The following is an 8594-nucleotide window of genomic DNA, read 5'->3' as shown; positions in this document are numbered from 1 at the left end:
ATCGGGCCAGCGTGAGTGTGGTGGTGCCGGTGTACCAGGAGGATCCGGCGGTGTTCACCGCGGCGATCGAGTCGTGGCTGGACAACGACGTACACGAGGTCATCCTGGTCATCGACGCCTCGGACACCACCTGCCAGCAGATCGCCGCCCGCTACCCGGTCACGGTGCTGGTCACCGAGGTACCCGGGAAGCGGGATGCGTTGCGGCGGGGGTGGAACGCCGCGACCGGGGAACTGGTCGCGCTGGTGGACTCCGACACGATCTGGGCGCCGGACGTGGCCGAGCAGGTGTGTAAACCCTTCGCCGACCCACGCATGGGAGGGGTCGGGACCCGCCAGAGCGTCTACGGCTCCACCGGGTTCCTGGCCCGGATCACCGACATGTTCCTCGACCACCGCTACTTCGACGAGAACGCCTCACAAAGCCTGCTCGGCCAAGCCGTGTCCTGCCTGTCCGGACGCACCGCGGTCTACCGACGCGAGCTACTGCTACAGGTCGAGCACGAGTTCATGCACGAAACCTTCCTCGGGGTGCCCTGCCTGTCCGGAGACGACAAACGCCTGACCACCCTGATCCTCGAACGCGGCCACAAAACCTACATGCAACGCTCGGCCGAGGTGTGGTCGACCTTCCCCGACCACTGGCGAATCTTCATCCGCCAACGCCTGCGCTGGGCCCGCAACACCTGGCGCTCCGACCTGCGAGCCCTGTCACGCCGCTGGGTATGGCGACACCCGTTCCTGGCCTACACCATGATCGACAAAGCAGTCTCCAGCTTCACCCTGCTCCTCGGACTGGCGTTCATGATCGCCTCCATCATCGAGCAACAATGGATCTTCGTCATCATCCTCGCCGCCTGGTGGCAAATCAGCCGCTCCGCCAAACTCCTCCCCCACCTCCGCCGCCGCCCCACCTCCTTCTTCTACATCCCCGGCTACATCGCCATCTCCTGGCTCATGGCCATCATCAAGATCCACGCCCTGGCCACCATCCGCCAACAACGCTGGCTCACCCGCCAAGTCGCCGTCGAAAACGGCACCGTCGTCCGCACGACCAAAACGGCGGACACCAACACCGCGGAAACCACTACCGCCGGCACCACAACTCGGGACAAGGCCCAGCCGGAGGACGTCTCGGCATGACCCGGCTCCGTCTCCGCAGCACCCGACGTCGCGTTGCGATCGTGCTCGGCGCCCGGCCACTGGAGCCGCCGCGGGTGCCCCGAGCCGCCCGAGGCGGGCGTGACACACCGGCCACCGACACCCGACCGACCGACGACACCGAATGTGGAGTGAAACCATGATCTCGGCGGCGCAGATCCGGGCCCTGTTCCTCGTAGCCGTGTTCCTGCTGCTGGGCAGCGCCTGCGCCGCTCCACCCGAACCCCTGGTGCGTCACGGTGCGCCGCCGAGGCCGGTTGTCGATCCCGCCCGGCCCTGCATCCGAGAGGCCCCACCGGGAACCGCGAGCGACCCGGCGGCCGGAGCAGTCGTGCGCGCGAGCTACGACTCCACGTCCAACACGATCGTGCTCTCCGCAGGCGAGGGGATCACCCTCCCGGCGCTCAGCCGCGCCATCGGCACGCCTGCTGCGCTCCGGGAGGTGGCACCCGGTGAGTGGCTCCTCACGGCCAACCTCCAGGTGCTCGCCGGTGCATCACTGCGGATCGCCGCACCGCACGTCCGCTGGCTGAAGGTCAGCAGCAGCCCCGCCGGCTTCGTCAGCGTCACGGCGCTCGGCGGGAGCCTGGACGTCGACGGCTCCTGCATCACGTCCTGGGACGAGGCGCGAGGGCAGGCCGACAGCGACCACGTCGACGGGCGCAGCTTCCTCCTCGCCCGCAGCGGCGCGCGGATGACGATCCAGCACGCGGAACTGCGCTACCTCGGGTACGGGGACGTGGAGTCCTACGGCCTGTCCTGGCGCACCGAGAGCACCACCGGCGCGATCACGTCCAGCCTCGTCTCCCACCTGTTCTACGGGCTCTACACCTACGAGGTGAACGGCCTGGTGGTACAGGACAACGAGTTCCACGACAACGTGCTCTACGGCATCGACCCGCACACCGATTCACATCGCCTGCTCATCGAGCGCAACGTGGTGCACCACAACGGCAAGCACGGAATCATCCTGGCCGAGGACTGCACCGAGAGCGTCATCCGGGACAACATCGTCTACAGCAATGAACACCACGGAATCGTGCTCTACCTGCGCTCCGACCGGAACCTGGTCGAAGGGAACCACTCGTTCGCCAACGCCGCCCAAGGCATCAACATCAACGCGTCGGTCGAGAACGTCGTTCGTGGCAACCACGTCTACGACAACAGGGAATCAGGTATCGGAGTCGGCCAGACCGCCGAGGCCACCCTCGTCGAGAACAACCAGATCCGCAGCAACCAGCAGGACGGGGTTCGGCTGGTCAGCGAGGCCACGCACACCACCGTGCGCGGGAACGTCATCGGTGAGAATGCCCGCCACGGCGTCTACATCGACGGCAACGGCATCTTCGACCTCGCCGGGAACACCATTTTCGGCAACCGCACAGGCGTGATGTCGAGGACCGCCCCCGCCGAGTACGTGGCCGACAACCGGGTCTTCGGCAACATCGAGGCCGAGGTCCGCGAGAGCTGATCGTCCCGGGCGACCACTAAGTCACCCCGCCCATCAGGCGGCGCAGGAACGGGCTGATCGCCGCGAGCACGGCACCCAGCGCGATCCCGAGGATCCCGAGGACGCCGAAGTACACGGCCTCGTGGGTGGGGCTGTAGAACTCGGCCAGCACCCCGGACGTGGCGGTGCCGAGCGCGATCGACAGGAAGAACAGGGCCACCATCTGCGTGCGGAACGCCGCCGGGGCGAGCTTGGTGGACAGCGACAGACCCACCGGCGACAGCAGCAGTTCGGCGATCGTGAACACGAACAGGATGCCGATCAGCCCCAGCAACGGGGCGGTGCCCGGGGCGTCGCCCGCCATCGGCAGGAACAGCAGGAACGCCACGCCCATGATGGCCGTGCCGAGGGCGAACTTGATCGGGCTCGACGGCTGCCGGGTGCCGAGCTTCGTCCACAGCGCGGCGAACGTGCCGGACAGCAGGATGATGAAGATGGGGTTGATGGACTGCACGAAGGAGACCGGCATCTCCCAGCCGAAGATGTTCCGGTTGAGCTGCTGGTCCGAGTAGATCGTGACCACGGTGAACTGCTGCTGGTAGAGCGACCAGAACGCCGCGCTGGCGATGAACATCGGGATGAAGGCGAGCACCCGCCGCCGCTCGACGCCGGTGATCCGGCTGCTGCGCAGGATCACCACGAAGTAGACGACCGTCGCCACCGCGCTCAGCGCCACCACGACGTTGGCGAGCCGGTCGGCGGTGAGCACTCCCCCGAAAGCCAGCGCGGCGATCACGACGACGCCGGTGACGGCCACCGCCACCATCAGCGGCCGCCGGGAATGGGGCAGCGGGTTCGGCACGATCCGGGCCGCTCCGACCAGGAGCTTGCGGCCGATCGTGTACTGGACGAGGCCGATCCCCATGCCGACGGCCGCGAGCCCGAACCCCCAGTGGAAGCCGAGGCTCGTCTGCAACAGCCCGGTGAGGATGGGCCCGACCAGCGCGCCCAGGTTGATCCCGAGGTAGTAGAGGGAGAAGCCGGCGTCCCGGCGCGGGTCGCCCGGCGCGTACAGCGTGCCGACCAGGGAGGTGGCCGTGGCCTTCACCCCTCCGCTGCCGACCGCGACCAGCACCAGGCCGACCCCCACGCCCAGCAGCCCGGGCAGCAGTGCCAGCGCGATGTGCCCGGCCATCACCACGATCGCGCTGTAGAAGAGCGTCCGTTCGGCGCTCAGGACCCGGTCGGCGAGCCAGGCGCCGAGGATGGTGGACAGGTACACCAGACCGCCGTAGGCGCCGACGATGCTCGTGGCCGTCGTCTGGCTGATCCCCAGGCCACCCTCGGCCGTGGAGTAGTAGAGGTAGATGAGCAGGATTCCCTGCATCCCGTAGAAGGAGAAGCGCTCCCACATCTCGACGCCGAACAGGTTCGCGAGAACCCGCGGCTGGCCGAAGAACGTCTTCTCGTCACGAGTTGCATCGGCAACATCAGTCACGACGCACCATCCACTCCGAGACGCGCACGGCGGTCGGAACGGGAAAATCCACGGCTTGCCGACCCCTGGGTTCCGATCACCCTATTCCGTGGGACGGTTCGGTAAAAGGTCACGACCGGCTGAGAACAGCGGCCCTGCGGACGCGCGTGCAACACTCTCGATCACGGTGTCCCGGCCCCATCGACGGGCGCCGGAGCCGTTGCCGGCCAAGCAATTTCGGATCACTTTTCCCAATCGACTCGAGTGCGCCACCCAACAGGGTGAACACGATGGCGTACGACCCTGCGACGGAAACAGCATGTTCATATCGGACGGCCCGGTATGCAGCATTTGGCCCGTATCCTCTGATCGATGACCGGCGGTCACGAGCTTTCCCGATCCGCGCCGGATGTCACCGCTCTGGTGGCGTCCTGGGCCGGCGATCTCGCACGGCTGGCGGCCCTCCCGCTGGCCGGCGAGGAACTGCACCATTTCCTCGTCCACGCCGCGTCACAGGTGGCAAACGCCGCTGCCGTCGACCCGGTGGACGTCGACACCGCACGTCAGGTGGGTGCGTCCATGGTGGACGCGGGGTTGCTCGCCCCGGACGTCCTGCCGATCACGGTGAGCGCCCTGGCCCGCAACCTGCCCACTGCCGCGCGGTCGGCGGGGGCCGACCGGCCGCACGAGACCGCGCCCACCGTGGAGGCCGCGGTCGCCGACGGCTACGTCGCACGGCTGCGGGCACGGATCCTCGACGAGCAGGAGTCGATGCACCGCACGGAGGTCGCGGCGCGCCGCCAGATGGAGGGCGCGCTGCGCTCGAGCGAGGCCCGCTTCCGCGCCATCTTCGCCAACGCGGGCATCGGGATCGGCATCGTCGACATGGAAGGCCGGATCGTCGACGTCAACACGGCGTTCGCCTCGATGCTCGGCTACACCGTGGAGGAGTTCCGCCTACTCACGGTGGGCGACTTCGTCTATGCCGACGACGCAGCCCAGATGTGGGAGCTCTACCGCGACATCACCGAGGGCAGACGCGACAGCGCGCGGGTGGAGAAGCGCTACCGGCACCGCGAGGGACACGTGGTGTGGACCGACCTCACGGCCTCGCCCATCCGCGACGCGGACGGTGTGCCCGTGTTCATCGTCGCGCTGGTCGAGGACGTCACCGCCCTTCGTGAGCTGCGGGAACGGCTGCGCCGGCAGGCGCTGCACGACCCCCTGACCCTGCTGCCCAACCGCGCCCTCTTCCAGGACCGGCTCAGCGCCGCGTTCGCGCAGCCCGGTCGCCGGGTCGGGATCTGCCATCTCGACCTCGACCGGTTCAAGGCCGTCAACGACCGGCACGGGCACGACGTCGGCGACGCGCTCCTGATCGTGGTGGCCCGCCTGCTGGACAAGTGGGTGGCCACCCGGGGCCACCTCGTCGCCAGGATGGGCGGCGACGAGTTCGCGATCCTCGTCGACGATCCGCCCGAGGGCGAGTTGGCGATGCTCGCCGACACCGTGCTCGCTGTGCTCACCGAACCGATCGTCATCGACGAGCACCGTCTCGTCGTCTCGGCCAGCATCGGAGTGGTCGAGTACCCGGTGGAGGAGACCACGCCCGCGGAGATCCTGAAGGCTGCGGACGTCACGCTGTACTGGGCCAAGTCCGACGGACGCAACCGGTGGGTCCGCTTCGACCCGGAGCGCCATGCCCGCGACATGACCCGCTACACCCTGTCGGCCACCCTGCTCCCCGGACTCGAACGCGACGAGTTCCAGGTGGAGTACCAGCCGATCGTCGGGCTCTCCGACGACCGGGCGGTCGGCGTGGAGGCGCTCGTCCGGTGGGCGCACCCCACGTTCGGGCCACTGCGCCCCGACGAGTTCATCGACCTCGCCGAGGAGACGGGCTCGATCGTCCAACTCGGACGCCACGTGCTGACGTCCGCCTGCGAGCGCGGTGCCGAGTGGAACAGCGCGCATCCCGGCGCCGAGCTCTTCGTCAGCGTCAACCTCGCTGTCCGCCAGGCGCACGACCCCGATCTCGTCGACGACGTCATGCGCGCTCTGGAGACCACCGGGCTCCCGCCCCACCTGCTGCAGCTCGAACTCACCGAGAGCGCCCTGCTCGGCCCCGCCGGCCGCCCCGTCGAGGCGATCATGGCACTGGCCGGCATGGGAGTGCGGATCGCCGTGGACGACTTCGGCACCGGCTACTCCAACCTGGGATATCTCCCGCGGCTCCCCTTACACACCTTGAAGCTCGCGCGCATGTTCATCGACGGCCTGCACACCCCGCCGGCGGACGCCAGTCCCATCGTCGGCAGCCTCATCGCCCTCGCCCACGCCCTCGGGCTCTCCGTCACCGCGGAAGGCGTGGAGACCCCCGCCCAGGCCGACCGGCTTCGGGCGAGCGCTTGCGACACGGCACAGGGGTGGCTCTACGGCCGGCCCGCGCCCTGGCACGAGACCGCGCATCTGCTCGACACGCCGCTCCCACCGGAGAGCCGGCCGGCCGTCCTCACTCCCGGGAGACCGCAGCCCGGATCCTGAGCCGCCGGGTTCAGGTCCGGACGTACTCCCCCGGCCCGTCCCCCAGCACCGGGTGGACCGTGCTGCCCGTCCTCGGCGGATCCTGCAGCGGCCCGGAGGTTTCCTCCGACCAGCGGGTCCAGTCCTCCCACCAGGAGCCGTTGTGACGCTCGGCGGCGTCGTGCCACCCCTCCGCGGTGACGGGCAACTGCTCGGACTCCGAGACCATGTGCCAGACCTTGGGCCCCGGCGGGCTCACGACCCCGGCGATGTGTCCGCCGCTGCTGAGCACGAACCGCACCGGGCCGCTCACGAGGCCCACGGTCTTGTACGCCGACTTCCACGGCACGATGTGGTCGTTGACCGCGCTGACGACGTAGGTCGGTGACTTGATCACGTTCAAGTCGATGGTCTTTCCGGCGATCTGGAGCTTCCCGGCGGCAAGCTTGTTCTCGATGTAGAAGTTGCGCAGGTAGAACGCGTGCATCGCGGCCGGCATGCGCGTGCTGTCGGCGTTCCAGGCGAGGATGTCGAACGCGGGCGGATTCTGGCCCAGCAACCAGTTGGACACCACGTAGTTGAAGATCAGGTCGTTGGCGCGCAGCACGTCGAACGTGCCGGCCATCGACTTGCCTTCCAGGGTGCCCTCGCGGCGCATCTTCTTCTCGAGCTTGTCCACGGTGTGCTCGTCGGTGAAGTTGCCCAGCGCGCCCGGCTCGGCGTAGTCGAGCATCGTGTTGAGCAGGGTCAGCGTGCCGATCCGGGTGTCGCCCGACTGCTGCAGGTAGGCCGCTGTGATCCCCGTCAGGGCGCCGCCGAGGCAGAGCCCGACGATGTCCACGGTCTCGGAACCGGTGATCTCCTGGATGACGTCGACGGCCTTCTGCGGGCCGTTGACCAGGTAGTCGTCCATGGTGGTGCCGGACATGTCCTTGGACGGGTTCTTGTAGCTGATCACGAAGACCGTGCGCCCGTGGTCCACCGCCCACTGCACGAAGCTGCGGTCGGGGGACAGGTCCATCACGTAGTACTTGTTGATCCACGGCGGGCTGCACAGCATCGGCGTGGCGTGCACCTGCTCGGTGCGCGGCTCGTACTGCAGAAGCTCCATGAGCTCGTTGCGGTAGACGACCTTCGCCGGTGTGCAGGCCAGGTTGCGGCCCAGCTCGAACCCGCTGGTGTCCACCTGACGCGGCCTTCCGGCGTTGTGCACCAGGTCGTCGAGGAAGTTGTGCACGCCCTTGGCGACGCTCCCGCCCGCCGTGTCGAAGGCGCGCTTGAGGGCGGCCGGGTTCGTCACGAGGAAGTTCGTCGGGGCGATCGCGTCGAGCAACAGGTCCAGAGCCAGCTCGGCCTTGTGTGTCGCCTCTGCCTCCAGCTCCGCCGAGCCCACCACGTCCCGCGCGAAGCGGCACGACGCGAGATAGGCCTGCCGGAGCCCGTAGAACACCGGGTTGGTGTCCCAGGCCGGGTCGGCGAATCGCCGGTCCTTCGGGTCGATCGGCAGCGGTGGCTCCGCCTCGCCGCCGACCCAGCGGGTGGCGGCGATCAACGGGATACGCGCCAGGTCCGTGGCTAGCCGGATCGCGGCCAGCGCGGTGTCTCCCGGCTTGTAGAGGCTCGCGCGGACCGCGTGGGTCAGCGCCTCTCCCAAGCCTGCGGCGTCCAGGTCCTCGAACAGTTCGGACTCCGGCCCCAGGACGCTCGCGGCGTACTCGGCAACGGTGTCGGGCAGTTCTTCGGCCATGTGCCCATCCTCGTGTCCGCATTTCCCCTGCGGGACATCCTCCCGCTGGCCGGGAACCCGGGCCAGCCCTCGCAGCGGCGCCCGGCGCGCCCGCCAGAGCCCGCGCAGAGCGACGTCGCCGACCCCGCGAGTACCCCCGGCGAGCTTCTGACCTCGCACTATCGGCCCCGGTGGCGCGCCCCCCGGATCGCGGCTCGCAGTGATCTCGCTGACTCACGCGTGCACCGGGAAGCGGCC

5 protein-coding genes are annotated in these 8594 nt (G+C 68.7%); 3 read left to right on the top strand and 2 right to left on the bottom strand.

Annotated features, from left to right (window positions below):
- Both MMF94_RS06840 and MMF94_RS06835 read left to right on the top strand, forming a co-directional pair.
- Positions 1-1142 (top strand): glycosyltransferase (locus tag MMF94_RS06840; RefSeq protein WP_241035427.1); only part of this gene is annotated, 1142 nt, incomplete at its 5' end.
- A gap of 157 nt (positions 1143-1299) precedes the next feature.
- Positions 1300-2631 carry a right-handed parallel beta-helix repeat-containing protein gene (locus MMF94_RS06835; RefSeq protein WP_241035426.1) on the top strand — a complete coding sequence of 444 codons (1332 nt, stop codon included), beginning with the start codon at positions 1300-1302 and terminating at the stop codon, positions 2629-2631.
- A 16-nt stretch (positions 2632-2647) separates the two neighbouring features.
- Here the strand turns inward: MMF94_RS06835 and MMF94_RS06830 are convergent, their stop codons facing one another.
- Positions 2648-4108 (bottom strand): peptide MFS transporter, encoded by a 1461-nt coding sequence (locus MMF94_RS06830; RefSeq protein ID WP_277398665.1) that lies wholly within the window; start codon positions 4106-4108, stop codon positions 2648-2650.
- A 351-nt stretch (positions 4109-4459) separates the two neighbouring features.
- Between MMF94_RS06830 and MMF94_RS06825 the strand changes: the two genes are divergently transcribed.
- Positions 4460-6631 (top strand): putative bifunctional diguanylate cyclase/phosphodiesterase, encoded by a 2172-nt coding sequence (locus MMF94_RS06825; protein ID WP_241035425.1) that lies wholly within the window; start codon positions 4460-4462, stop codon positions 6629-6631.
- A gap of 10 nt (positions 6632-6641) precedes the next feature.
- On the opposite strand, the gene MMF94_RS06820 is transcribed toward MMF94_RS06825, so the two are convergent.
- Positions 6642-8357: a PHA/PHB synthase family protein gene (locus MMF94_RS06820; RefSeq protein WP_241035424.1), complete on the bottom strand. Its 1716-nt coding sequence runs from the start codon at positions 8355-8357 to the stop codon at positions 6642-6644.
- Between the last annotated feature and the right edge of the window lie 237 nt (positions 8358-8594).

The organism is Pseudonocardia alaniniphila, from assembly GCF_022524485.1.
Lineage (GTDB): Bacteria > Actinomycetota > Actinomycetes > Mycobacteriales > Pseudonocardiaceae > Pseudonocardia > Pseudonocardia alaniniphila.
The sequence above is the reverse complement of the archived record's forward strand: the minus strand, read 5'-3'. Positions and strand labels throughout refer to the sequence as shown.

Bases quoted from the DNA above. Each gene is read 5' to 3' on its own strand.
- MMF94_RS06835 (WP_241035426.1), top strand. From the start codon at position 1,300: ATGATCTCGGCGGCGCAGATCCGGGCCCTGTTCCTCGTAGCCGTGTTC.
- MMF94_RS06825 (WP_241035425.1), top strand. From the start codon at position 4,460: ATGACCGGCGGTCACGAGCTTTCCCGATCCGCGCCGGATGTCACCGCT.
- MMF94_RS06820 (WP_241035424.1), bottom strand. From the start codon at position 8,357: ATGGCCGAAGAACTGCCCGACACCGTTGCCGAGTACGCCGCGAGCGTC.